We start from the raw sequence: 25,554 nt of genomic DNA on the forward strand, positions 1-25,554 counted from the left end.
CAATCACCTTCCTAACCTTCAATTAGCTCCTTGGTTTTCTTCGCAAAACCGTTATCTACGATTCCAAATACTTTGCGAGGCTTCCCAATCATCTGCGTGATTTCAGCTTCGGAAAATAGTTCAAAGCAAGGAACTTCATAATATGAACTCTTATCTTTCACTTTTTTCTTCGTATTCTCACTCGCATCATTTGCTACAAACACGATCTTTGCTTTCTGTTTACGAATGTCTGCAATGGTCAACTCCTCGCCGGTAATCAACTTACCAGCGCGCATCGCTAACCCAATGAGATTCATGGCTTTTTGCCGATTTCCTTCATTCATTTACCGAATAGCTCTTTTCGTGCTTTTTGATGGGTTACATAATCGAGTAACTCTTGGTAGAATTCATCTGTCAAAGTCGTTTCTAACGCCCGATCAAGAATCTTCTTATCCCAAGCTTGTTGTACTTCAGCTGGCTCAAGTGAGACATACGCACCACGGCCTGGCATTTTCCCAGTGGGATCAATCGATACTTCCCCTTCTTTGGAACGGGTAATTCGAATCATCTCTTTTTTGGGTTTCATTTCACCTGAAACCACAGATTTGCGTAAAGGAATCTTCCTTTGTTTCATCTCTTCGCCTCCTAAGCTAATTGTTAAGCATCTTGATCCGTATTTTCAACTGTTTCATCGTTGAAAGCAATCGTTTCATATTCATCATCTGTATAATCAGATTGAACGATCGCTTCATCATGAGCGACTTCTTCAGAAGCTACTTCTTGATCTTGCGCTTGTTTTTCATAATATTCAGCCATATCTGATTCTGACTTGATATCGATTTTGTGATTTGTTAGTTTGGCAGCCAAACGTGCATTTTGTCCACGTTTACCAATCGCTAAGGATAATTGGTAATCTGGAACGACAACGGTACAAGCTTTAGGATTTTCTTCATCAAAAATCACATCGATCACTTGCGCTGGATTCAGAGCATTGGTGATAAATACCGCTGGATCTTCGTTCCACTCAACGATATCCATGTTTTCACCCTTTAATTCATTCACTATCGCTTGCACACGCTGGCCTTTTGGTCCAACACAAGTTCCAACTGCATCAATATTTTCATCATTTGAACGAACGGCTACTTTTGAGCGATCGCCCGCTTCTCTAGCAATGCTTACGATTTCAACGATCCCATCGTAAACTTCTGGCACTTCTTGTTCGAATAAACGGCGTAATAGATCTGGATGGCTACGGCTAACGAAGACTTGTGGACCTTTTGACGTATTTTCTACACGAGAAACGTACACTTTGATACGATCATGCGGTTGATAAAATTCATTAGGCATTTGATCTTGTTTCGATAAAACTGCTTCGATCTTTCCAAGATTTACATAGATATATCGTTTATCTTGACGTTCAACGATACCTTGCATAATGTCTTTTTCATACGCGCTGAACTCATTGTAAATGATGGTTCTTTCTGCTTCTCTGACACGTTGTAAAATAACTTGTTTTGCTGTTTGTGCAGCAATTCGTCCAAAGTCTTTTGGTGTCACTTCAAAACGGATGGTATCACCAATCTCATATGCCGGATTAATCAAAAGCGCATCTTTTAATGATACTTCTAATTGTGAATCCATTACTTCTTCAGTAACTTCTTTCACAGCATAGACGTGAATTTTCCCTTTCTTTTGATCAAATTCAACTTCAACATTTTGAGCTTGACCATAATGGCGTTTGTATGCAGAAACTAAAGCAGCTTCTAAAGCGTCGATCACGATTTCTTTTGAAATCCCTTTTTCAGCTTCTAATGCATCTAATGCGTTTAGCATTTCTTTACTCATTTTTCTGTTTCCTCTCCGTGATTAAAATTGGATCGCTAAGCGAGCTTTGGCAATATTTTTTCGGTCAAGAATTAATTCTTTTTCCCGTGTTTTTATGCGTATTTTCAATATCAGCTGTTCAGCATCAACTGATTGAAGAAATCCTTCATATTGTTTTTCTCCATCAACTGGTTGATAAAGAGAAACATGGATATATTCTCCAAGCGCTTTTTCGTAATCTTTCTCTTTTTTTAATGGGCGTTCTGCCCCTGGAGATGATACCTCTAGAAAATAAGCTTGTGGGATAGGATCTGGATCTGCTGCATCAAGTTTTTCGCTAAGTTTTTCGCTAACCCATGCACATTCTTCGATATCGATTCCGCCATCTTTGTCAATGAATACTCGTAAGAACCAACTTTTGCCTTCCTTCACAAATTCTACTTCGACAAGTTCAAAATTTTGTTCCTCTAAAATCGGAGTCACCATTGCTGTGACTGTTTCAACGACGCTACTCAAAAAGTTCGCCTCCTTAAAATTGCTTCCGTAATTCCATTAAAAAGAGTGAGCGAAAATTCCGCTCACTCACAGTTAGTATCATTACCTATAAATAACTATACCATATTTCATTTAAAATGACAAGCTTCCACGCTAACCCTTGATTAGAACATATCAAACAAGGAAAGTTGGTTTTCATCTGGAAGGTCTTTCAATACTCCGTTGTCGTTCATATACTCAATCAACGTTTTAGAAACTTTTCCTCGTGTAGCAAGATCTTCTTTTGATAAGAATGGTCCATCTTTTCGTGCTTCAACGATTTGTTTTGCAACGTTTGTTCCTAAACTTGGGACAGCTCTAAATGGTGCGATCAATGTGTCTCCTTCGATCACGAAGTTCACGGCATCTGATTTATATAGATCGATCATGCCAAAATGGAAGCCTCTTTCCAACATTTCATTCGCTAATTCAAGGACGGTCAACTGATTTTTCTCTTTGACTGAGGCATCCAAACCTTTATCTGTGATTTCTTTCATCGCTTGTTTTACCGCATCTTTCCCTTTACACATAGCCACAAGATTAAAATCATCCGCTCGAACTGAGAAATAGGCACAATAGTATAAAATAGGGAAATAGACTTTAAAATAAGCTACACGTAAGGCCATCAAAACATAAGCCGCTGCATGGGCTTTTGGGAACATATATTTGATTTTAGAACAAGAATCAATGTACCAATCTGGAACATTGTTTTCTTTCATGGCGGATAGATAGGTTTCTCGTAATTCATCAGGGATCTTGTTCCATAGCCCTTTACGAACGGTTTCCATAATCTTAAAAGCCATCCCACTATCTAATCCAGCATGGATCAAGTAAACCATGATATCATCCCGACAACCAATTACTTCAGCCAAAGTTGCATCCCCACGTTTGATCAATTCTTCTGCATTGCCTAACCACACATCGGTCCCATGTGATAATCCGGAAATCTGTAAGAGTTCAGCAAAAGTCGTTGGATGTGTTTCTTCCAACATTCCCCGAACAAAGCGTGTCCCAAACTCTGGGATACCTAGTGTCCCTGTTTTAGAATAAATCTGTTCACTGGTAACGTTCAAGACATCTGGACCGGCAAAAATTCTCATTACTTCTGGATCGTCAGTTGGGATCGTTTGTGGATCGATTCCCGATAAATCCTGCAACATACGGATTACTGTCGGATCATCATGTCCCAGAATATCAAGCTTCAGTACATTATCATGGATAGAATGGAAATCAAAATGCGTTGTTTTCCATTCTGAATTTTGATCATCTGCTGGATATTGGATCGGTGTAAAATCATATACGTCCATGTAATCGGGAATAACGATGATCCCCCCTGGATGTTGTCCAGTCGTTCGCTTCACGCCAGTCGCACCTTTGGCTAATCGATCAACTTCAGCACTGCGAAATTGTAAATTATGATCTCGCTCATAACCTTTAACAAAGCCATAAGCTGTTTTATCGGCAACTGTACCGATTGTTCCTGCTCGATAAACATATTCTTCCCCAAACAAAACTTTCGTATAGTTGTGCGCTTCTGCTTGGTAATCACCTGAAAAGTTCAAATCGATATCTGGTACTTTGTCTCCATGGAACCCTAAGAACGTTTCAAAAGGAATATCATGGCCATCTTTATTTAATCGTGCGCCACATTTCGGACATTTTTTTTCAGGCATATCAAACCCCGAACCGTAAGTACCATCTTCAAAGAATTCTGAATACTGGCAATCAGGACAATAATAGTGAGGGGCTAATGGATTTACTTCAGTGATCCCAGTCATTGTCGCAACAAAACTAGAACCAACTGATCCACGTGAACCAACTAAATAACCATCTTTGTTACTTTTATGCACCAGTTTTTGCGCAATCAAATAGATCACAGAAAACCCATTCCCGTTGATCGAATTCAATTCTTTTTCTAATCGTTTTTCAATGATTTCTGGTAATGGATCACCGTACAACTGTTTAGCTCTGGTATAACTCAAATCAGAAATCTCTTCTTCAGATCCAGGAATTTTTGGCGTATACAAATCATCTTTCACCGGAATGACCTCTTCACAAAGGTCAGCAATCTTATTCGTATTGTCAACGACGATTTCTTTCGCTAGATCTTTTCCTAAAAAGTTAAAAGCAATCAACATCTCATCTGTTGTTCTAAAATGCACATCAGGCAAACTATGTCGGTTCAACGGATTAGCCCCACCCATTGAATTAATCAAAATCTTCCGATAGATTGCATCTTCTTCATTAAGGTAATGAACATTCCCAGTAGCAACGACGATTTTGTCCAATGACTTTCCGATTTCAACTAGATTTTTGATGATTTCTTCTAAATCATGTTCATTTTTGACTAGTTCTTGCTCAAGCAATGGTGCATAGACCGCTTTTGGCATCACTTCAATATAATCATAAAATTTTGCTCGATTTCTAGCTTCTTCAATTCCTTTTTGCATCATTGCTTCGAAAATCTCACCTTTATCACAAGCAGAGCCAATGAAAAGATTCTCACGTAATTTCTTCAGTTGTGAACGAGGAATACGTGGGACACGTTCAAAATATTCCACATTCGACATCGAGATTAATTTGAATAAATCTTTTAATCCAGCTTGATTTTTCGCTAAGATCGTCACATGAAATGGCCTTGCTCGTTTATACGAATCGCCTTCTCCCACATGAGCATTGAGTTGATCATGGTAGAGCATCTCATGGTTTTCCATTGCTTCTTTAACGAAAATCCATGCTAAATGACCTGTCGCTTCAGCATCGTAAATCGCTCGGTGATGCTGTTCAAGACTGACACCAAATTTTTTAGATAACACACCTAGACCAAATCGTTTAAATTGAGGATACAGATATCTGGCTAATTCTAGCGTATCGATGACTGGATTCGTCGCCTCTGGGATTCCATATTTTGCATAACTTGTATTCAAAAATCCCATATCAAACGCGGCATTATGGGCGACCAGAATCGAATCTTTTGAAAACTCGAGAAACAGACGTAGGACTTCTTCTTCTGATTTAGATCCTCGTACCATTTCATCTGTGATCCCAGTTAGATCAATCGTTGTGCGGGAAAGTGGGTGTCCAGGATCAATAAATTCATCAAAGCTTTCAATGACATTCCCTTTATACATCTTGACCGCAGCTAATTCGATGATCGTATCATAAACAGCAGATAGTCCGGTGGTTTCCACGTCAAATACGACATATGTTCCTTCATTCAAAGAAACATGTTCATCATTGTAAGCAATCGGCACACCATCATCTACAACATTGGCTTCAACCCCATAAAGAATTTTCACGCCTGCTTTTTTACCGGCACTATGCGCTTCAGGAAATGCTTGTGCCCCTCCATGATCCGTGATCGCAATCGCTTTGTGTCCCCATTTTCCAGCTTGAGCCACAAGGTCAGAGATACTATTGGTTGCATCCATCGTACTCATATTACTATGAACATGTAATTCCACTCGTTTCTCATCGTCAGGAGCATAGTCTTTACGAGGTGCATGCTTCACCTCAATGATATCTTGTGCATTCATCACCAGGTCTCGCACAAATGTATCTTCTTGGATACTTCCTCTAACTTTTAACCAGCTTCCTACGCTGATTGCATCAAAGATTTGTTCATCTTTTTCATTATTTGAAAATTTCTTAACAATAAAAGAAGAAGTATAATCGGTGATTTTTAACGTTAGAATCTTACGTTTTGAACGTAGCTCACGCACTTCTTTATCAAATACATAGCCTTCCAAGGTCACACGACGTTCTTCTTCAACGATATTGATCATTGGTATTGTCGGTTCATCTGCTGGAATATTACGACCTAACTGGATCGGTCCATCTAGTACAGGAAGTTGCTCTTTTCTTTCTTTTTTCTTTTGTTCATGGACAATCAAACTTTCCGCAGCTTGCTTCATGAACGCTTCTGCTTGTTCTTGCTTCCGCTCTTCAAACAGTTTTAGCACACGTTCTGCTTGTTCTTCATCAATTTCAGGTTCGATACGAAATTTAGGGAACCCGTAGCTGACAAACAGCGTTTCAACTAAAGGTAGATATTGTTGCTTTAAATAATTAATAGCGCCATTACTATCGACTGGCAAGACAATTTTCTTTTCCTTCAATATAGGGACTTGTGTTTTTAAAACTTGTTGAGCCAACGGCGTATCGCATTGTTGGCTTTCTAAAGCTTGTGCCCAATAATCTTGTAATAATTTTTCATCAAACTGCTGATCATCAGCTTTGATAGTTAATCTGATCTGTGCAATATCTTTAAATGCCAGTGTCAAATTTTGGAGCAATGATCGATAAAGCATGATCGGTAAAATTTGAGTAAAGTGTAGGGTAAACTCCCACAATCTTGATTTGCGGTGAACCACTACACGCTCCATTTCGCCAGCAGAGATTAGTGGATGATTTTTTTCCACTTCTTCTAGTTGGATTTGTTCCAACAATTTTTCAAATAACTCTCGTTTTTCTGACAAAACCATACGCCCTTTCTGACGAGGACAAATCAATGCTATTTCATTTGAACCTCTTCTTCTTTCAGTACTATTTAGTATACCCGTTTTTACATGGATTTACATTAAAAAAACGACAAAGAATTTTCTTTCTCGTTCTAAATCGTTGATTACTTAGCTAAATGAATCCTCACAACGTAAGCTGATTGGTACTCCTTGCTCTTGCAACGTAGTAACATGCAGTTCGCCCCAATCACATAACGCATCTAACACACTACTTAATGTTTGGCCATATTCACTTAAGGAATAAACAACTTTTGGTGGAACCTGATGATATGAGGTTCGTACAACAATACCGTCTGCTTCTAATTCACGCAATTGTTGAGTCAACATCTTTTGGCTAAGATTAGGAATTTTTCGTTTTAAGTCGCTGGGACGAAGCGGACTGTGACGCAGGTTGCATAAAATAATCGGTTTCCATTTTCCACCGATAACATCCATCGTGGCTTCTACACCAATATTATACGTTTTTTCAATCATATTTCCCTCCTAAAATCCTTTTACTATCCAATAGTTACTTTTTAGACACTATAGCACAATAAAGTAGGTACTATCTATTAGAGCCTATCTAGTATACATTATATCTATTGAAAATTAAAGGAGGAGTATAGATGATCCATTCATTGAATGATCGAATCATGTTAAATAACCAAATAGAAATTCCAGGGATAGGACTTGGTGTCTTTCAAATCCCTGATACCCAAACTGCTGAAGTAGTCAAAGCAGGCATTGTAAAGGGCTATCGATTGATTGATACTGCTCAAATATATGATAATGAAATTGGTACAGGAATCGGAATCAAAGAAGGGCTGAAAGCTGCTGGAATTTCTCGAGAAGAACTATTCGTAACCTCCAAAGTCTGGAACGATCATTTAACCTATGACGAAACGATCCAAGCTTTTGAAACCAGTTTAGCACGTCTAGGACTAGACTATCTAGATCTTTATTTAATCCATTGGCCTGGCGAAGATGCTTTCTTAGAGTCTTGGCGTGCTTTGGAACAATTATATCAAGCGGGGAAAATCAAAGCGATTGGTGTTAGCAATTTTCAAATCACTCATTTAGAAAAATTATTGACACATGCGAATGTCATTCCCGTTCTCAACCAAGTGGAACTACATCCAAAGTTATCTCAAATTGAACTACGCAATTTCTGCGCAAAACATGCAATAAAGATCCAAGCGTGGTCCCCTTTGATGCAAGGGAAACTATTGAATCACCCAACTATAGTAGAGATTGCTGAAGCGCATCATATTACTCCAGCCCAAGTAATCTTACGTTGGGATGTCCAGCAAGACATCTTATTAGTGGTCAAGTCAGTTAAGCCCGAACGAATGAAAAGTAATGCTGACATTTTTGATTTCGTTCTTTCTGAAGATGAAATGACGGTTTTGAATGCACTGAACGATCATTTTCGGGTAGGACCAAATCCTGATACATTCGATTTTAAATAAAGGAGGAAGATGTAAGATGGAACTAGGTTTATCTCATAAGGTTGCGTTAGTCACTGGCTCAACGAAAGGCATCGGAAAGGCCATTGCGATTGAATTGGCAAAAGAAGGTGCAGATGTCATCATCAATGGTCGTCACGCACTGCTTGTTGATCAAGTGGTCATTGAATTAAAAGAAAAATCCCCCCAAACTAACCCTCAGCGTGCGCCATTTGATTTAGCAGATCCAGAAGCACGGCAAGAACTGTTTACGCAATTTCCTACAGTAGATATTTTGATCAATAATATGGGGATTTTTGAACCGATGGATTATTTAGCTATCACAGATGATATTTGGGAACATTTTTTCCAAGTCAATGTACTTGCTGGAAATGCATTAGCCAAAAATTATTTACCTAAAATGTTGAAGCAAGATTTTGGTCGTATCCTTTTTATTGCGAGTGAAGAAGCAGTGATGCCTTCAGGTGAAATGGCTCAATACAGTATGACCAAAACGATGAATCTTTCTTTAGCAAAAAGTTTATCCAAATTGACTGTTGGCTCTCAAGTGACCGTCAACACGATCTTGCCTGGCTCCACCTTGACAGAGGGCGTTCAAGAAATGTTAACAACAATGTACGCAGACAGCCAATTGCCTGAATCTGAATGGGAACAAGATTTTATGAAAAATCATCGTCCACTCTCACAGATCCAACGCTTGATCCGACCAGAAGAAATCGGGCGTTTTGTTGCATTTGTTTCTAGCCCCTATACAACTTCTTTTTCTGGCGCTGCCTTGCGACTTGATGGAGGATTGGTGCCAACAATTTATTAAGAACGATTTTGTAACACAAATCAATTTCTTCTTACTAAAGAGCCAGTATGATTTTTCATTCGAACAAATGTAAGAAACAAAAAAACGAAGGATACCGAGCCAAGACTTGCCTCAGTCTCATTAGAAAAAAGACAAGCCTAACTATTCGTTAGGCTTGTCTTTCATTTCAAGCAAGAATTTTCTTTCTTAACTGTATTTTATTGATTTAAAAGAATGGGTAACGTATTTGCTAGCTCTTCTTTGCGAACTTCAACCATTTCCCCAGTTTTCTTAATTTTGACTTCAACGATACCATCCACCGCTTTTTTACCTACTGTAATTCTAATTGGACAGCCAATTAAATCGGAATCTGCAAATTTCACACCTGCACGCTCATTACGATCGTCAACGAGTACTTGATAACCAGCAGCTAACATCGTTTGTTCGACTTCTTCGGTTAAGTTCGTTTGGTTTTCGTCTTTTAGATTCATTTGAACAACATGTAAATCAAAAGGCGCGATTCCTTTAGGCCAGTTAATGCCATTTTCATCTGAATTTTGTTCAACGATTGCTGAAAGCAGACGACTTACGCCAATTCCGTAACAACCCATAATGACAAATTTTTCACGTCCATTTTCATCTAATACGGTTGCGCCCATTGATTCACTATAGCGTGTGCCTAATTTAAAGATATGTCCGATTTCGATTCCACGTGTAAATGCCAATACACCATTATTATCAGGTGATGGATCTCCTTCTTGAACAAAGCGAAGGTCTTCATATGAGATCACTTCAAAATCTCGTTCTGGGTTGACATTCACATAATGGAACCCAGTTTCATTCGCTCCAGTAATAGCGTTCGCTAAGTCTTGGACATGACGATCAGCGTAGACTTTTACTTCTTCTGCTACACCGATTGGACCAACAGAGCCGAAATCTGCTCCTAGGTATTTTTGAGCATCTTCTTCTGTTGCTTCTTCTAAGAAATCAACCGCTAAAAAGTTTTTCAGTTTCACATCATTGACATCGTGGTCCCCACGTACTAATACCAATACTGGGTTTTCGTCAGCCATAAATAAAACAGATTTGATGATTTTTTGTGGTTCAGTTTCAAAGAAGTTCGCTACTTCTTCAATCGTTTTTACATCTGGTGTCGCAATTTTTTCTAATTCAAGTTGTGTTTCATGTGATTTTTTAGGGACATAATAACTTGTCGCCATTTCTAAGTTAGCGGCATAATCGCTTTCTGTTGAGTAACAGATCGTATCTTCACCGATTTCTGAGATCGCCATGAATTCTTTTGAATCTTTACCACCCATTGCGCCACCATCACCAATGATTGCTCGGAAATCTAACCCACAACGTTTGAAAATCTCAGTATATGCTTTTTCATAATCTTTATACGCTTCATCTAAACTTTCTTCTGATGAATGGAAAGAGTAAGCATCTTTCATAATAAATTCTCTGCCACGTAATAACCCAAACCGTGGACGTTTTTCATCACGATATTTTGTCTGGATTTGGTAAAGGTTCAACGGCAATTTTTTATAGGAATTGACTTCATTGCGAATCAATTCAGTAAATGTTTCTTCATGAGTTGGACCTAAGATCATTTTGCGATCATTACGATCATTGAGACGATATAAATTTGGGCCGTAAGTTTCATAACGACCAGATTCTTCCCACAATTCCGCAGGTAAGAGAGCTGGCATCAACATTTCGACAGCGCCAATCTTTTCAAATTCTTCACGCATGATCGTTTTTAATTTTTCCAATACACGATTAGCAAGAGGCAAATAAGAATAAATACCAGCTGAAACTTGGCGAATATACCCTGCTCTTAATAAAATTTGATGACTTAGTACTTCTGCATCATTTGGAACTTCTCGTAATGTTGGAATCAACATTTTTGATTGTCTCATTCTATATACTCCTTCATTTCTCATATAATCATTTATCATTTGTAATTATACCCTATTTATAAACTTTTTCTAGAAAAAGAATCGTTGGATATCATTCCATGTGACTAATACCATTAAAAGCATCAATAAACCGAAGCCTGCTAATGTGATAAAGCCTTCTTTTTCTTGGCTGATTGGTTTTCCACGAATCCCTTCCACGACGTTCAAGACAAGCTTTCCTCCGTCAAGCGCTGGAATTGGTAATAAGTTAACGATTCCCAAATTCATCGAAAGAATGGACATCAAGCTAATGACCGTTAATATTCCTTGATCTGCAGCTTCTGAAGATAATTGGAACATCATTACAGGACCGCCCAATTTATTTAAACTAAAGTTTGTAAATAATGAGCCTAGTGCTTTAAAAATTTCTAATGAACTACTGAAAGCTTGTTGTGTTCCTCCAATGATTTTGTCAAAAAATCCCGTTTTCATTGGTGCTTTGATTCCTAATTGCCCATATTTTTTTCCATTCGATTCTACCACGCCTGGTGTTACTGAAAGGGTTTGTTTCTGTCCATTGCGCTCGACTTCAACACTGAGTTTTTTCCCAGGATTCTCGGTGATCGTAGCCGTTAGATCTCCCCAAGAATGAATGGCATTACCATTGATCTCCAAGATTTTATCATTTTCTTTTAAACCAGCAGTTTGTGCTGCACCATTAGGTAAGACTTCGCCAATTTGGTTCGTGTTAGTGACTTGAACTCCGCCATGCATAAAAGCAAGCAGAATAAATAACAAAATAGCTAACAAGAAATTATTCATTGGTCCTGCGAAATTCGTCAACATCCGTTGCCATAATTTGGCTGATTGGAACTGCACGTCTTTTGGAGCGATTCGAAGTTCTGTGCCATCGGCTTCAATGATCGAAGCATCATGCGCGACAGAATAAGTCACTTCTTGTTCTTCCTCGCCATTGACATAGCCAGTAATCGTTAATTCTTCTTCAAGATCATAACGAATCAATTCCATCGGGATACTATTTGTAAGCTGTACTTTTTTACTTAAATTGATTTTCTCTACGATACCATCAGAATTTAATAAAAGAGATAACGGCATTCCCGGAGCCATCTCTGTTTCATCGTCCCCGTTTCCTGCCATCCTCACATAACCTCCGATTGGCAATAAACGTAGTGTATAGGTAGTTCCGTCCTTAGCTTGATGCCCATAGATTTTGGGTCCCATACCAATTGCAAACTCTCGAACGAGAATTCCTGATCGTTTCGCAAAGAAGAAGTGTCCAAGTTCATGAACAATGACCAAAATGCCAAAAACAATAATAAATGTAATAATTGTTTTCATTTTACATTCTCCTTTACTTTTTTTAGGTTAAATAAAACATCTTAATTTTACCATATTAATAGCTATTCACCAATAGCCCTAGTTTTTTTAAAGAAAAGAGGTGGCGCTGGAAATAATCAATTTTTAGAAATAAGCCGAATAATCCAAAACTATTTTTCTTCTGGATTATTCGGCTTATTTTCTGAACGAACAACTTCTAAGACACCACGTATTCTTTTTTGAGTAATATGTGAACATAAAGTTCGCATATTGATTTGAAAAAAGATAATGCTTCATTCCCATGCCCATATTTAGCTAACAACTCATTGACATACTATTAAACTATTGTTATTTATAAATGAGTAGACGATTGGGCAAGTGCTCATTCAAGTCTTTGATGATCACTAGATCAATCCAAATAAATGCATGATTGGAAAGACAAAAAGCAAACTATCAAAACGATCTAGTATCCCGCCATGCCCTGGTAAGATATTCCCAGAATCTTTGACATCGTAGTGACGTTTGATCGAAGATTCAACGAGATCACCAAATTGTCCCACGATCGATAAGAGCATCGTTACAAGGAGCATGAAGAACAGCCCATGTCCAAATAATTCTTTGGCTGGATAGAACAAGAAGTACAACAAAGCAACGACTAATGCACTAGTAATACCACCTAATGCTCCTTCGATTGTTTTATTCGGTGAAACATCTGGACTTAACTTATGTTTTCCGTATTGTCTTCCAACCATATAAGCACCGATATCAGTTGCCCAAACGACAAATAATCCAAAGAGCAAGACTGCCAAACCTTCTGTTCTTGCATTGACGAAATTTTGAAATCCAATACCTACATATAAACTAGTAATTACCGGGAATCCCGCCTCATCAATCGTATAAGTATTCTTTGAAATAACTGATGTCCCTAACAAGATCATGACGATCAAGTAAAAGAGCATAAACGTGCTTGTCTTCTCCGGTAAAAAGAAAAACCAACGTTCTTTTGGTAGAACTAAAATAACTGCTCCAATCGCTGATAATATTCCTTCAAAACTTAACAACGTCAAGCCCTTCATACGGAATAACTCATAGACACCGACGACTGCTAACAAAGCTGCTACAAATTCGATTGTGATTCCACCGATCCATATAATTGGTATAAATAGGACCAGGGCAATAGCAGCTGTGATCACTCGTTGCTTCATGACTGATCTCCTTCTTTCTCTGTTTTCTTCACGCCACCGAAACGACGGTCTCTGTTTTGAAATGCTGCGATTGCTTCTTCTAGATGCGCCCCATCAAAATCAGGCCACAAAGCTTTTGTGAAATACAATTCGCTGTATGCAAGTTGCCAAAGCAAGAAGTTACTAATTCTTTCTTCCCCACTTGTTCGAATAACCAATTCAGGATCCCGCCATTCGGTTGGCAAAAAACCAGTCATGAGATGATCTGCAATCAGTTCTTCGTCAATAGCTTCAATCGCAGTTTCTTCATTTTTGACTTCTTCAGCAATTTTTTTGACTGCTGTCACAATCTCTGCTCTGCTTCCATAATTCAAAGCAAAGTTAAGGATCATTCCAGTATTATCTTTTGTTTGCTCAATTGCTCGACGAACAGCATCTTGTGTATGTTCAGGTAATACTTCTTCATAGCCCATGACACGAACCTGAACGTTTTCTTTGATCAATTCTGGAACAAATGTATCAAAAAAATCCACTGGAAGTTGCATCAAAAAACGGACTTCATCTTTTGGTCGTTTCCAATTTTCTGTTGAAAAAGCATAGAGGGTTAAAACTTTCACACCTAAACGAGAAGCTTGTTTGGTTACTTTTTTAACTGTCTCCATCCCTTCTTTATGTCCAGCAACTCGAGGTAAACGTCGATTTTGGGCCCAACGACCATTTCCGTCCATAATGATTGCGATATGCTGAGGAATGGGACCTTCAGCCGCAAAATGAAAATCACTTTTTTCTTGAATATACTTGTTTTTTTGCGGAAAAAAACGTAACATTCTTTTTCCTCCTATACTTAAAAGTTACCACTATCTTTAGTATTATATCAATTTATCACGTGATTTCCTATGCTGGATTACTTTTTTTAGTTATTTCTACGACTTTTTTCTTATTTTTTAACTTTTGCTATAAAAAAAGCCTAGGACAAGAAATCGTCCAAGGCTTTTTAGTAGGTGTAAAAATACATAAACGGCATTGATAAAAGACTGATTCTACCAAGCTTTATGATTAAACATCCAGTAATTCTTGTTCTTTGTCACTAGCGATTTTATCTACTTCTTTGATGCTTTCATCGGTTAGTTTTTGTACTTCTTTTTCTAATCCACGTAGATCATCTTCTGTGATATCGCCATTTTTTTGTTGTTTTTTGTATTCATCAATTGCATCACGACGAATGTTACGAACAGCGATTTTCGCATTTTCTGCTTCTTTTTTTACATCTTTTGCTAATTCTTTACGACGTTCTTCAGTTAATTGAGGAATAATTAAACGAATGACATTCCCATCATTGGTTGGACTGATTCCAATATCACTTGCCATAATTGCTTTTTCAACATCTTGTAAAATGCTCTTATCAAATGGAGTGATCATTAAAACACGTGCTTCCGGGATTTGAATTGAAGCCATTTGGTTCAAAGGTGTTGGTGCACCATAATAATTAACTGTGATTCGATCAAGTAAACTTGCATTGGCACGTCCTGCACGAATTTGTCCAAGCTCACGTTGTAAATTTTGTGCTGCTTTTTGCATCTTTTCTTTTGCTTCTGTCATAATTGCATCTGCCATTTTTTATTTCCCCCTTACAGTTGTTCCGATATTTTCGCCTAAGATTGCACGACGGATATTTCCATGTTCATTTAAATTAAAGACAAGCAATGGGATGTCATTGTCCATGCTTAGTGAGCTAGCGGTAGAGTCCATTACCTGCAACCCTTTTGCAATCACTTCTAAATGAGTCAATTCTTCAAATTTCACAGCATTTGAATCTAATTTTGGATCAGCTGAATAAACACCATCAACATTGTTTTTAGCCATTAAAATAACATCAGCGCCAATCTCAGCTGCGCGTAATGCTGCAGTGGTGTCTGTTGAAAAGTATGGATTCCCAGTTCCACCTGCAAAAATCACGATTCGGCCTTTTTCTAAATGACGTTCTGCTTTTCTGCGAATATATGGTTCAGCAATTTGTCGCATTTCGATTGATGTTTGGACACGTGTTGGCACACCAACATTTTCCAAAGTATCTTGCAACGCTAAAGCATTCATTACAGTTGCCAGCATCCCCATGTAATCAGCTTGAGCACGTTCCATTCCCATCTGAGCACCGATTTGTCCGCGCCAAATATTGCCGCCGCCTACCACGATAGCCATTTCAACGCCTAATTCGTGTACTTCTTTGATTTCTTGGATGATTTCTTTAATAACAGGCGGTTTAATTCCAAAGCCTTCATTCCCAGCTAAAGCTTCTCCACTTAATTTTAAGACAACACGCTGATATTTCGGTGTGACCATGTTCATTCCTCCAATATTTTCTATTGCTATTTTACCATATTCAGGTAATTTAGCCACTAAAAGTCTAACTATTTGTACCTATGCCTAAAAAAAAGAGCTGTGACATACGTCGCTGCTCCTTTTTAATTCCAAATAAGCATACTATCTAATGTTGATCCAACATTTAAAAAGTGACTCGCAAAATGAATCAACATTAGATAACATATACTCAATTTTCAGAATTATTTTTTCACTTGGTTCATAACTTCTTCAACAAAGTTGTCTTCGCGTTTTTCGATTCCTTCGCCAACTTCAAAGCGTACAAAAGTTTTCACTGTAGCACCTTTAGAAGCAACATATTTTTCAACAGTCATATCAGGATCTTTAACGAATGGTTGGTCAACCAAAGCGATTTCTGCTTTAAATTTCTTCAAGCGTCCTTCTACCATTTTTTCAACGATATTAGCAGGCTTACCTTCGTTTAAAGCTTGTTCTGTAAGAACAGTTTTTTCATGTTCTAATTCAGCTTCAGGAATTTGAGTTTCGTTTACATAGCGAGGATTGATTGCAGCTACGTGCATAGCAACGTCTCTTGCTACAGATTCATCAGTTGTTCCATCTAAAACAGTCAATACAGCGATACGTCCGCCCATGTGTAAGTAACCACCGAAAGCAGCGTTATCTTCTTTTTCAACTACTTCAAAACGACGGAAGCTGATTTTTTCTCCGATTACTTGTGTTGCTTCGATCAAGTCAGATTCGATCGTACCTTTTTCTGTTTTGATCTTCATTGCAGCTTCCATGTCTGCAGGTTTGTTTTCTGCAACAAGTTCAGCGATTTCTTTCACTAGATCTTGGAACATTTCGTTTTTAGAAACAAAGTCTGTTTCTGAGTTAACTTCAACGATTGCTGCAGTATTTCCTTTGATTGCTACTGAAGCTAATCCTTCAGCTGCAATACGATCATTTTTCTTAGCTGCTTTAGCCATTCCTTTTTCACGTAAAAGATCTACTGCTTTTTCCATATCGCCTTCTACTTCAACTAATGCTTTTTTCGCATCCATCATACCTACGCCTGTCATTTCGCGTAGTTCTTTTACCATTTTAGCTGTTACGTCTGCCATTATTGTATCCTCCTATAGTTTCTTTTTAAAAAAAGCTGTTTCAAAGGAGAGTGAGGCTTGTCGCCTAGCCTTTGAAACAGCTCCATCATTTAAAAATTATTCTGCTGAAGTGTTGTCGCCTTCTACAACGTCAACGATTTCTTCGATTGAAGTAGCATTGTTTTCTACTACAAAGTCTTCTTCAACTACTTGGTCTTCCCCTTGGTTACCTTCGATAAATGCATCAGCCATTTTTGAAGTAATCAATTTAACGGCACGGATTGCATCGTCATTTGAAGGGATAACTACGTCGATTTCGTCTGGGTCGCAGTTTGTATCAACCATAGCTACGATTGGGATATTTAATTTATGCGCTTCTTGAACAGCAATGCGCTCTTTACGTGGGTCAACGATGTACATTACATCTGGAATTCTTGGCATATCAGCGATACCACCCAAGAATTTTTCAAGACGTTCACGTTGTTTGTTCAAACCAGCAACTTCTTTTTTAGGTAGAACTTCAAAAGTTCCATCTTCTTCCATTGCATTGATTTGTTTCAAACGGCTGATACGTTTTTGGATTGTATCCCAGTTAGTCAATGTTCCACCTAACCAACGATGGTTTACAAAGTATTGTCCAGCACGTGTTGCTTCATCTTTGATTGCTTCTTGTGCTTGTTTTTTCGTACCTACGAATAAAGCCACGCCGCCTTCTTCTGCAACGCTCTTCATGTAGTCATAAGCTGCATCTACTAACTTAACAGTTTTTTGTAAGTCGATGATGTAGATTCCGTTTCTTTCTGTGAAGATATATTTCTTCATTTTTGGGTTCCAGCGACGAGTTTGGTGACCAAAATGTACGCCGGCTTCTAGTAATTGTTTCATTGAAATTACTGCCATTTTTGTTTCCTCCGATTTGGTTTTTATTTTTCCTCTCCCTGTCTTTCACCTCGCTGACAAACTTTTTCAAGCACCTATCAACGATCCAACAGGAATGTGGATTTATTGATACAAAAAGCATCTTCAAACATTATACAAGTAACCTACCTGTATAGCAATAGCTAAAGAGACATTCTTGCTCAACATTCAATATTTTACCTGACTTGCTAGTAAATATCAAGAGAAATCTCTAGTTGCCTCTGCATTTATTCTCATCTTTTATGCTTTACTCTCTCATTAACAAATGATCATAATTCCTAGAGTTATCTCATAAATCAGAATAATATTGGGCAACTCGATTTTTTTTTGATATGATACATGTGAAATCTTTCGTAAAGGAGAAAGAATATGCGTAAATCTGAGCGACATTTACTTATTAAACAAGTGATCGGGGAATTTACGATCCGTACACAAGAAGAACTCTTGGCCAAACTGGAGAATTATGGTGTGACAGCGACACAAGCTACGATTTCCAGAGATATTCGTGACTTAAAAATCGTAAAAGTACCAGATGAAAATGGCGTTTCCCATTTTGTTCTTTTTCAAGGAAAAAAAGGACTCGAAGCAAAAACAGATGATGAAAAACGGTTAGTCCAAATGATCGAAGACATCGTGTTAAAAGTGGAACGGGTCCATTTTCTGACGGTCGTCCATACCTTACCAGACAACGCACATCTTTTCGCTGCCGTTTTAGACGATATCAAACCACCTCATATCGTCAGTACGATTGCCGGGTTCGATACAACCATTATCATTTCCAAAGATGAAGAAGAAGCAAAATTGGTGGAAGCCTTCTTACATGCTCCCAAAGAAACAACACTTTTTTAAGCCAACTAAATTTAATCAACGCAGCATGAATCAATGAATGGATGATATCTGTCCCAATCACTTCTATATAAAATAAACCGACCCTCACGAAAGCTACTATTATAAGTAAGCCTTTCGTAAGGGACGGTTTATTTGTGTACGTTACTTTTCTTACATTTTATCTGGTGCGTGTAAGCCAAGCAAACGTAAATCTTCTTTTAACAAGACTGTTACAGCATAAACTAATGCTAAACGCGCTTCTTTTTGGTCATCTTCAACTAAAATTTTAGTATGTGCATAATATTTATTAAATGCTTGAGCTAACTTGATTGCATGTTTCGCAATAATAGACGGTTCGTATTTTTCACCTGCTTGTAAAACAGTTTCTGGGTATTTTTGAATCAATTTTACAACTTCCCAGCTGTTTTCATCATTCAAGGCGTATTCTTGATCTGCCGATGGCGTAAAGTCGGCTTTTGCTAACAAGCTGACAGCACGAGCATGTGTATATTGTACATAAGGTCCTGTTTCACCTTCGAAACGGACAACTTCTTCTAAATTAAAGTCAAATGTATTTAGGCGATCGTTTTTTAAATCATGGAAGATAACTGCGCCAACACCGACTTGTTTAGCTACCACATCTTTATTTTCTAAATCAGGATTTTTCTCACTGATCTGTTCTTTAGCAGAGTCAATGGCTTCATTTAGCACTTCTTCAAGTAAAACAATTTTCCCTTTACGTGTTGATAGTTTTTTACCACCTTGAGTAATCAATCCGAATGGGATGTGATGCATATCATCTGACCAATCAAAGCCTAATTCTTTAAGAACAGCTTTCAATTGTTTGAAGTGATAACTTTGTTCGTTTCCGACAACATACAATGATTGTTTAAAATCATAGGTGCGTTTGCGGTAAAGAGCTGCTGCTAAATCACGAGTGATATAAAGTGTTGCACCATCTGATTTCTTGATCAACGCTGGGTTCAAATCATAAGCTGATAAGTCAACGATTTCAGCACCTTTATCTGCTTGCAATAAATGTTTTTCTTCTAAAAGTTCTACGATTTCATCCATTTTATCGTTATAGAAAGCTTCACCATTTAAAGAATCAAAACGAACTTCTAATAGATCGTAGATTTTATTGAACTCTTTCATAGATTCGTCGCGGAACCATTGCCATAATTCAATGGCTTCTTTGTCGCCTTCTTCCAAACGTTTAAACCATGAACGTGCTTCATCATTCAATTCTGGTTCTGTTTCAGCCACTTCATGGAATTGAACATACAGACGCAACAATTCATTGATTGGTTCAGAACGTACTGCTTCTTCTGAACCCCATTTTTTATAAGCCACAATCAGTTTCCCAAACTGTGTGCCCCAATCTCCTAAATGATTGATACGAATCGGGTTGTAGCCTAATTTTTCCATGATAAATCCGATGGAGTTCCCGATAACTGTAGAACGCAAATGCCCCATTGAAATCGGCTTTGCAATATTAGGAGAAGACATATCGATTGGTACGTTTCCGTTATTTCCGATGGAGCTGTCGCCATAATGTTCTTTTTCTTTCACGACAGAAGCCAAAACTTCTTTACTGATCATCGCTTTATTCATAAAGAAGTTTAAGTAAGGACCAACCACTTCGATTTTTTCAAAGTTTGTTGAATCGATTTTTTCTGCTAGGTCAGCTGCAATTTGTTGAGGGGCTTTTCGATAGATTTTCGCTAATGAAAAGGCAGGAAAGGCTACATCCCCATGGTCTGCAGATTTTGGATTTTCTAATAGTTTTTCTACTTGTTCCATTGTAAGATCGTCTTTGACAACGTCATAGATCGCTTTTGATACAATATCTTTGTTATTCATTTACATTCCTCCTATAAATACTTTTGTTTGCTGAAAACAAAAAAATCTCTAGTGATCATAGATAACTATGATCACTAGAGACGAGATATCCCGCGGTACCACTCCAGTTGTCCTATTTGCTAGGACCAGCTTCATCTGATATCGGTTGATAGCCGTCTGTCTTAGACAGAGTTCTCCAAGTGCGCTTCATTGTATCCTCTCGTTTGGCTTTCACCACACCCAAACTCGCTTTGATCAAGTAAATACAATTACTCTCTTGTTCAACAAACTATGAAATTATTATATTAATTGAATTATAGCAGAAAAAAAAACTGCTGGCTAGGGATTTCTTATAAAAAATGTCCAGAAGGTCTAAAGGAGAAGAAATACCAACTGGACACTTTTTAACATAGTTCATCTCCTAAGAAAAAGAATTCTTAGTTATCCGCTACGATGATCGTTCCTTCTTCAGATGCGAGAAGGTTCTCGATATTTTCTAAAGAAGTAATAATCGCTTTAGCTTTTGGTTTTGCCTCAACAAAGGCAATTGCCGCTTCGACTTTTGGCAGCATACTTCCTGGTGCAAATTGATTTTCATCAATGTATTGCTTCATTTCTGAAACTGAAACAGTTTCTAGTTTCTTTTGATCTGGTTTTTGATAATTTACATAAACATTATCTACTCCAGTTAAAACGATCAATAGATCTGCATCGATAATTTCCGCTAATTTTTCAGAAGCAAAATCTTTATCGATAACCGCTTCTCTACCTTCTAAACCAGTTGCCGTTTCCACAACAGGAATTCCACCACCACCAACAGAGACTGTAATCACGCCTTGTTCTACTAGCGTTTCAATCACTCGTGCTTCTTTAATTGAAATTGGTTTAGGAGAAGCCACTACTTTACGCCAGCCACGACCAGCATCTTCTTTAAAGGTTACTGTTGAATCAGCTTTCATTTGTTCATTGGCTTCTTCTTCGGTATAGAATGGTCCTACTGGTTTGCTTGGGTTTTTAAATGATGGATCGTTTTCATCAACGATGACTTGCGTAACAAGTGAAACCACATCTTTATCGATGCCTTTTTCTTTCAATACTTCACCCATTGCATTTTGTAACCAATACCCAATTGATCCTTCTGTCATTGCAACACAAGTATCTAAAGGCATCGCTGGTGTCTTTTCTGAGTCAGCTGCTTGTTGTTGGATCAGCAAATTCCCTACTTGTGGTCCATTCCCGTGAGAAATGATCAACTCATCCCCTTGTTCAATGAATTTTACTAAGTATTTTGCTGTTTCCATCAATGCCTCTTGTTGTGCTTTTGCACTTGCATCTGTTGATAAAATCGCATTACCACCTAATGCGACAACTACTTTACGATTTGCCATATTTGTCTTCCTTTCTCCAGAGAGTTCTGAATTTTCTCAATGACAAAACAAGCCAGCCCATGATGAGGTACATTAAAGCTGACTCGTTTTGTTCTTGAGATGAATGTGATTAACCGTTACACACGAGGAATAAACAAGTTACCAAGTGTTGCTGCCATGATCGCTTTGATTGAGTGCATGCGGTTTTCTGCTTGGTCGAATTGACGTGCATATTTACTGCGGAAGACTTCATCAGTAACTTCCATCTCAGTAATGCCGAAGCGTTCTTTCATTTGTTCACCATAGATTGTGTTTGTATCATGGAACGCTGGTAAGCAATGTAAGAAAATCAAACGGTCAGTATTGTGCGTTTTTTCGATCATTTCCATGTTGATTTGGTAAGGTTTCAACAATTTGATTCGTTCTTCAAATTTATCTTCTTCACCCATTGATACCCAAACATCTGAATAAAGTACGTCAGCACCGTCAACACCTTTATCCACGTCATCAGTGATCATTAATTGTGAACCAGATTTAGCAGCAAATTCTTCTGCCATTTTGACGATTTCTTCTTCTGGTTGTAATTCTTTTGGTGCTACGATACGCATGTTTGCACCTAAAATAGCCCCAGTCACAAGTAAAGAGTTCGCCATGTTGTTACGTCCGTCACCACAATACGCCACTGTGATTCCTTCAACTGTTCCAAAGTTTTCTTGGATTGTTAAGAAATCTGCGATCATTTGTGTTGGATGCCATTCGTCTGTTAAGCCATTCCATACTGGAACACCAGAAAATTCTGCTAGTTCTTCCACCATTTTTTGGCTAAAGCCGCGGAACTCAATTCCGTCAAACATTCGACCTAATACTTTAGCTGTATCTTCTGTTGATTCTTTTTTACCTAATTGGATATCATTGGCACCTAGATATTCAGGATGCGCACCTAAATCGATTGCTGCAGTTGTAAAAGCTGCACGTGTACGAGTAGACGTTTTTTCAAATAAAAGTGCAATGTTTTTACCTTCTAAGTAGTGATGTGGAATGCCACGTTTTTTCAAATCTTTTAAGTGCTCAGAAAAATCGATTAGATATTGCAATTCTTCTTTTGTAAAATCTTTTTCTGCTAATAAACTTCTTCCTTGAAATACTGACTCTTTCATAACTAAAATTCTCCTTTAGGTTGTTTGTTTTTGTTTTAAAGAGGAAATCTAGTGGCAGCTGACAGTTAGACTGCCACTAGCATTCATATTATTTTAAATCTTCACGTACTAATGGTTGGCTCATGCAGCGTGGACCACCACGACCGCGTGACAACTCACTTGAATTGATTTCCAATACTTTGATGCCATAGCTACGTAATAATTCATTGGATACATAGTTACGGTTGTACGTTACGACAACACCTGGTGCGATTGCCAGGGTGTTAGAACCATCATTCCATTGTTCACGAGGAGCAACGATCGCATCACCATTACCAGTTGGGATCAAGACTAAATCATCCAAACCTAACGCAGCTTTTAATGACGCTTGTAAGTCATCTGAATGAGCGATCTTGATATCATCGCCTGCTTGTTCGATCGTAAAGACATCCATTTTTCCTTCTTTACTTTGGATTGCTGGATGGATCGTGAATTTATCATGGTCAACCATGGTAAACACAGTATCTAAATGCATCATTGCTCGATTGTTAGGAATCTTGATTGCTAGGACTTTTTCAAAGCCTGCATGTTTAGCAAATAAATTACGTGCTAATTTTTCGATTGCTTTAGCGCTTGTTCGTTGTGAGATACCTACAGCGACGACTTTGTCACTTAGGATTAATTCATCTCCACCTTCGATGTGATCAGGGTTTTCACGATCTAACCATACTTCAACCCCTTTGTTCGCAAAACGTGGGTGATGTTTCAAGATGTATTCAGTAAACATTGATTCACGACGACGTGCTTCAAATGTCATCATGTTAACAGTCATCCCATTTCCCATTGATGCGGAAGGATCACGTGTAAAGTAAAGGTTTGGCATTGGGTCCATATAGAATGGATAGTCGTCATCTGAAGAAAGATCATACAGACTGTTTGAACGAACTGAAATATCTTTCGTGCGGACACCCGCCATAATTTTATCTACCATTTCTTGGGTTTCCATTGATAGAAGGAACTCATGAAGACCATCTCTTACAGCAGAAGATGCAATGTGGGATTCGTCTAACATTTTATTTAAAAATTGTTCTTTGACATTGCCGGCATCAATTGCTTCTGCAGCTAATTTTTCTAGATATAAAGTTTCGACGCCTTCATCTTGCAATGTCTTTGCAAAATAGTCATGCTCTTCTTGTGCGATTGGCAGATATGGAATATCATCAAACAACAGACGGTCCATAATATCTGGTGTTAAATTTTCCACTTCTTGTCCAGGTCGTTTCAATAAAACTGTCTTTAACTTCCCTATCTCAGAGAAAACGTGAATAGGTTTATCCATGTTGTGTTGCCTCCTTCGTTTTGATTACATACATAGAATACCGCCTTTTTGTAACCACTTTCATAATTTCTTCTCATCTAAAACGAGAGCAATTTCACATTATTAGAAGACAATTAAATAAATAAACGTTTTTACATTTTTTATTAACTTTTATCACTTTTTTTATACTGAAAACTCTCTCAAAAAAATATTTATTCATTAAAAAATTATTTTTGAATATTTTCTTTTTCGATATTTCACAAGGTTGATAGCGCTTGCTTTATGTAATAATTGTGTTTTTTATACAAAAATACCAATCATTAAAAAGAATTATGCAATCTATCCGTATAAATTATTCATAATAACAAAAAAGACTGATCACAAAGAATAAAATTGCTTTTTTAACCATGATTTTTCTTCTAGGTTAAAACTTTACATTTAAGCCAAAACCAGTCACAATATAGTATGTAGCTGAAAGTAAGGAGTGGGAGTTTTATGCGTATAAATAGAATTGATTATCATTTTTCAAAGTTACGCTATCAACCTGATTTTGAAAACTTTACTGACGAGGAATTTGAGCTCATTAAAGAGCATACGATCCTTCGTTCTTATAAAAAAGGACAAATTTTATTTGATGAAGGAGATGAACGACAACGTCTCTACATTTTAACATCAGGATTGGTTCGTCTAGAACGATATGATGAAAGTGCTACTTATTATTATTATGATTATGTCAATCCAAATAACCTTTTCCCAATGTCTGGTATTTTTGAAGAAGGAATTTATTCATACACTGCTCAAGCAATGACAGACATCGAAACTTTCTCTTTCCCAGTATCTTGTTATGAAAAAATTGCGAAAAACAATCCAAAACAATTACTCTATATGATCCATAAAATCTCAAAAGTAGTAGCGATGCACGAACTGCGGATACAGATCGGTTTAACTTCTAGCGCTTTTGATCGAGTGAAACAAAACTTATTCATTTTAAAAGAAGAGCTTGGCATACCAACCACAGATGGCCATGTCGAAATTCCATACCCTATCACACTAAAAGAATTAGCGGTTAATAGTGGGACAACGAGAGAGACTGCTGGACAAGTAATCAAACAGTTAAAAGATTCTGGTTTATTAGATTACCAAAAGAAACGGTTTACTTTTTGTAAAACTGCTGTGACGCCTGCTTTAAGAGAATAAAAAAACAT

At 37.7% G+C, this 25,554-nt stretch carries 22 protein-coding genes and 1 other annotated feature; of the genes, 4 read left to right on the forward strand and 18 right to left on the reverse strand.

Annotation, left to right across the window (positions count from 1 at the left end):
• Window positions 1-11: 11 nt before the first annotated feature.
• The 6 genes from IGK91_RS07745 to IGK91_RS07770 form a co-directional block, all read right to left on the reverse strand.
• Window positions 12-323: a YlxQ-related RNA-binding protein gene (locus tag IGK91_RS07745; RefSeq protein WP_010718885.1), complete on the reverse strand. Its 312-nt coding sequence runs from the start codon at window positions 321-323 to the stop codon at window positions 12-14.
• The gene (gene rnpM / locus IGK91_RS07750) at window positions 320-613 is read right to left on the reverse strand and encodes an RNase P modulator RnpM (RefSeq protein ID WP_010718884.1); all 294 of its coding nucleotides are present in this window, start codon (window positions 611-613) and stop codon (window positions 320-322) included. The genes IGK91_RS07745 and rnpM overlap by 4 nt, the downstream gene beginning before the upstream one ends.
• 23 nt (window positions 614-636) lie before the next feature.
• A complete protein-coding gene (nusA, locus tag IGK91_RS07755; RefSeq protein ID WP_010718883.1) occupies window positions 637-1,824 on the reverse strand; it encodes a transcription termination factor NusA in 1,188 nt (395 codons plus the stop codon).
• 21 nt (window positions 1,825-1,845) lie between these two features.
• Entirely contained in the window at window positions 1,846-2,319 is a 474-nt protein-coding gene (gene rimP / locus IGK91_RS07760) for a ribosome maturation factor RimP (protein WP_010718882.1), read from the reverse strand.
• 143 nt (window positions 2,320-2,462) lie between these two features.
• Window positions 2,463-6,815 (reverse strand): PolC-type DNA polymerase III, encoded by a 4,353-nt coding sequence (locus tag IGK91_RS07765; protein WP_430605281.1) that lies wholly within the window; start codon window positions 6,813-6,815, stop codon window positions 2,463-2,465.
• A gap of 150 nt (window positions 6,816-6,965) precedes the next feature.
• The gene (locus IGK91_RS07770) at window positions 6,966-7,331 is read right to left on the reverse strand and encodes a winged helix-turn-helix transcriptional regulator (RefSeq protein WP_010737776.1); all 366 of its coding nucleotides are present in this window, start codon (window positions 7,329-7,331) and stop codon (window positions 6,966-6,968) included.
• Between the two features lie 131 nt (window positions 7,332-7,462).
• Between IGK91_RS07770 and IGK91_RS07775 the strand changes: the two genes are divergently transcribed.
• Both IGK91_RS07775 and IGK91_RS07780 read left to right on the forward strand, forming a co-directional pair.
• Window positions 7,463-8,305: an aldo/keto reductase gene (locus IGK91_RS07775; protein WP_010737777.1), complete on the forward strand. Its 843-nt coding sequence runs from the start codon at window positions 7,463-7,465 to the stop codon at window positions 8,303-8,305.
• A gap of 16 nt (window positions 8,306-8,321) precedes the next feature.
• Entirely contained in the window at window positions 8,322-9,116 is a 795-nt protein-coding gene (locus IGK91_RS07780) for an SDR family NAD(P)-dependent oxidoreductase (RefSeq protein ID WP_430605282.1), read from the forward strand.
• Between the two features lie 197 nt (window positions 9,117-9,313).
• On the opposite strand, the gene IGK91_RS07785 is transcribed toward IGK91_RS07780, so the two are convergent.
• The 8 genes from IGK91_RS07785 to rpsB form a co-directional block, all read right to left on the reverse strand.
• A complete protein-coding gene (locus IGK91_RS07785) occupies window positions 9,314-11,017 on the reverse strand; it encodes a proline--tRNA ligase (protein ID WP_010718877.1) in 1,704 nt (567 codons plus the stop codon).
• 69 nt (window positions 11,018-11,086) lie between these two features.
• Window positions 11,087-12,355, reverse strand: a complete 1,269-nt coding sequence (gene rseP, locus IGK91_RS07790; protein WP_181934331.1) for an RIP metalloprotease RseP — start codon at window positions 12,353-12,355, stop codon at window positions 11,087-11,089.
• 383 nt (window positions 12,356-12,738) lie between these two features.
• The gene (locus tag IGK91_RS07795; RefSeq protein ID WP_034866992.1) at window positions 12,739-13,539 is read right to left on the reverse strand and encodes a phosphatidate cytidylyltransferase; all 801 of its coding nucleotides are present in this window, start codon (window positions 13,537-13,539) and stop codon (window positions 12,739-12,741) included.
• Entirely contained in the window at window positions 13,536-14,345 is an 810-nt protein-coding gene (locus IGK91_RS07800) for an isoprenyl transferase (protein WP_010718874.1), read from the reverse strand. Before IGK91_RS07800 ends, IGK91_RS07795 begins: the two co-directional genes overlap by 4 nt.
• A 229-nt stretch (window positions 14,346-14,574) precedes the next feature.
• On the reverse strand, window positions 14,575-15,132 hold the full coding sequence (frr, locus tag IGK91_RS07805) for a ribosome recycling factor (protein ID WP_010737781.1): 558 nt from the start codon (window positions 15,130-15,132) through the stop codon (window positions 14,575-14,577).
• A 3-nt stretch (window positions 15,133-15,135) separates the two neighbouring features.
• Window positions 15,136-15,858, reverse strand: a complete 723-nt coding sequence (gene pyrH / locus IGK91_RS07810) for a UMP kinase (RefSeq protein ID WP_010718872.1) — start codon at window positions 15,856-15,858, stop codon at window positions 15,136-15,138.
• Window positions 15,859-16,079: 221 nt separating this feature from the next.
• Entirely contained in the window at window positions 16,080-16,961 is an 882-nt protein-coding gene (gene tsf, locus IGK91_RS07815) for a translation elongation factor Ts (RefSeq protein ID WP_010718871.1), read from the reverse strand.
• Between the two features lie 96 nt (window positions 16,962-17,057).
• Window positions 17,058-17,840, reverse strand: a complete 783-nt coding sequence (gene rpsB, locus IGK91_RS07820; RefSeq protein WP_010718870.1) for a 30S ribosomal protein S2 — start codon at window positions 17,838-17,840, stop codon at window positions 17,058-17,060.
• A 387-nt stretch (window positions 17,841-18,227) separates the two neighbouring features.
• Here rpsB and IGK91_RS07825 point away from each other — a divergent pair, with 387 nt between their 5' ends.
• Window positions 18,228-18,707, forward strand: coding sequence for an arginine repressor (locus IGK91_RS07825; RefSeq protein WP_010737782.1), 480 nt, complete (start codon window positions 18,228-18,230; stop codon window positions 18,705-18,707).
• 150 nt (window positions 18,708-18,857) lie between these two features.
• Here the strand turns inward: IGK91_RS07825 and argS are convergent, their stop codons facing one another.
• The 4 genes from argS to arcA all read right to left on the reverse strand — a co-directional run bounded on the left by argS (window position 18,858) and on the right by arcA (window position 24,370).
• Window positions 18,858-20,549, reverse strand: coding sequence for an arginine--tRNA ligase (gene argS, locus IGK91_RS07830; protein ID WP_034866988.1), 1,692 nt, complete (start codon window positions 20,547-20,549; stop codon window positions 18,858-18,860).
• A gap of 73 nt (window positions 20,550-20,622) precedes the next feature.
• Window positions 20,623-20,822 (reverse strand) — a binding site (T-box leader).
• Between the two features lie 143 nt (window positions 20,823-20,965).
• Window positions 20,966-21,916 (reverse strand): carbamate kinase, encoded by a 951-nt coding sequence (arcC, locus tag IGK91_RS07835; protein WP_010718867.1) that lies wholly within the window; start codon window positions 21,914-21,916, stop codon window positions 20,966-20,968.
• Window positions 21,917-22,032: 116 nt separating this feature from the next.
• Window positions 22,033-23,052 (reverse strand): ornithine carbamoyltransferase, encoded by a 1,020-nt coding sequence (gene argF / locus IGK91_RS07840; RefSeq protein WP_010737784.1) that lies wholly within the window; start codon window positions 23,050-23,052, stop codon window positions 22,033-22,035.
• Window positions 23,053-23,140: 88 nt separating this feature from the next.
• Complete coding sequence (gene arcA, locus IGK91_RS07845) at window positions 23,141-24,370, reverse strand: arginine deiminase (protein ID WP_010718865.1); 1,230 nt, start codon at window positions 24,368-24,370, stop codon at window positions 23,141-23,143.
• A 474-nt stretch (window positions 24,371-24,844) separates the two neighbouring features.
• On the opposite strand from arcA, the gene IGK91_RS07850 reads away from it, so the two are divergent.
• Window positions 24,845-25,546 (forward strand): Crp/Fnr family transcriptional regulator, encoded by a 702-nt coding sequence (locus IGK91_RS07850; protein ID WP_010718864.1) that lies wholly within the window; start codon window positions 24,845-24,847, stop codon window positions 25,544-25,546.
• The last annotated feature ends 8 nt before the right edge of the window (window positions 25,547-25,554 follow it).

Source organism: Enterococcus sp. DIV1208 (assembly GCF_050530455.1).
GTDB lineage: Bacteria > Bacillota > Bacilli > Lactobacillales > Enterococcaceae > Enterococcus_B > Enterococcus_B hirae.

What these genes read in the sequence shown, in the direction of transcription:
- IGK91_RS07745 (WP_010718885.1), bottom strand. Translation starts at nt 323, where the DNA reads ATGAATGAAGGAAATCGGCAAAAAGCCATGAATCTCATTGGGTTAGCG.
- rnpM (WP_010718884.1), bottom strand. Translation starts at nt 613, where the DNA reads ATGAAACAAAGGAAGATTCCTTTACGCAAATCTGTGGTTTCAGGTGAA.
- nusA (WP_010718883.1), bottom strand. Translation starts at nt 1,824, where the DNA reads ATGAGTAAAGAAATGCTAAACGCATTAGATGCATTAGAAGCTGAAAAA.
- IGK91_RS07770 (WP_010737776.1), bottom strand. Translation starts at nt 7,331, where the DNA reads ATGATTGAAAAAACGTATAATATTGGTGTAGAAGCCACGATGGATGTT.
- IGK91_RS07775 (WP_010737777.1), top strand. Translation starts at nt 7,463, where the DNA reads ATGATCCATTCATTGAATGATCGAATCATGTTAAATAACCAAATAGAA.
- IGK91_RS07780 (WP_430605282.1), top strand. Translation starts at nt 8,322, where the DNA reads ATGGAACTAGGTTTATCTCATAAGGTTGCGTTAGTCACTGGCTCAACG.
- IGK91_RS07785 (WP_010718877.1), bottom strand. Translation starts at nt 11,017, where the DNA reads ATGAGACAATCAAAAATGTTGATTCCAACATTACGAGAAGTTCCAAAT.
- rseP (WP_181934331.1), bottom strand. Translation starts at nt 12,355, where the DNA reads ATGAAAACAATTATTACATTTATTATTGTTTTTGGCATTTTGGTCATT.
- IGK91_RS07795 (WP_034866992.1), bottom strand. Translation starts at nt 13,539, where the DNA reads ATGAAGCAACGAGTGATCACAGCTGCTATTGCCCTGGTCCTATTTATA.
- IGK91_RS07800 (WP_010718874.1), bottom strand. Translation starts at nt 14,345, where the DNA reads ATGTTACGTTTTTTTCCGCAAAAAAACAAGTATATTCAAGAAAAAAGT.
- frr (WP_010737781.1), bottom strand. Translation starts at nt 15,132, where the DNA reads ATGGCAGATGCAATTATGACAGAAGCAAAAGAAAAGATGCAAAAAGCA.
- pyrH (WP_010718872.1), bottom strand. Translation starts at nt 15,858, where the DNA reads ATGGTCACACCGAAATATCAGCGTGTTGTCTTAAAATTAAGTGGAGAA.
- tsf (WP_010718871.1), bottom strand. Translation starts at nt 16,961, where the DNA reads ATGGCAGACGTAACAGCTAAAATGGTAAAAGAACTACGCGAAATGACA.
- rpsB (WP_010718870.1), bottom strand. Translation starts at nt 17,840, where the DNA reads ATGGCAGTAATTTCAATGAAACAATTACTAGAAGCCGGCGTACATTTT.
- IGK91_RS07825 (WP_010737782.1), top strand. Translation starts at nt 18,228, where the DNA reads ATGCGTAAATCTGAGCGACATTTACTTATTAAACAAGTGATCGGGGAA.
- argS (WP_034866988.1), bottom strand. Translation starts at nt 20,549, where the DNA reads ATGAATAACAAAGATATTGTATCAAAAGCGATCTATGACGTTGTCAAA.
- arcC (WP_010718867.1), bottom strand. Translation starts at nt 21,916, where the DNA reads ATGGCAAATCGTAAAGTAGTTGTCGCATTAGGTGGTAATGCGATTTTA.
- argF (WP_010737784.1), bottom strand. Translation starts at nt 23,052, where the DNA reads ATGAAAGAGTCAGTATTTCAAGGAAGAAGTTTATTAGCAGAAAAAGAT.
- arcA (WP_010718865.1), bottom strand. Translation starts at nt 24,370, where the DNA reads ATGGATAAACCTATTCACGTTTTCTCTGAGATAGGGAAGTTAAAGACA.
- IGK91_RS07850 (WP_010718864.1), top strand. Translation starts at nt 24,845, where the DNA reads ATGCGTATAAATAGAATTGATTATCATTTTTCAAAGTTACGCTATCAA.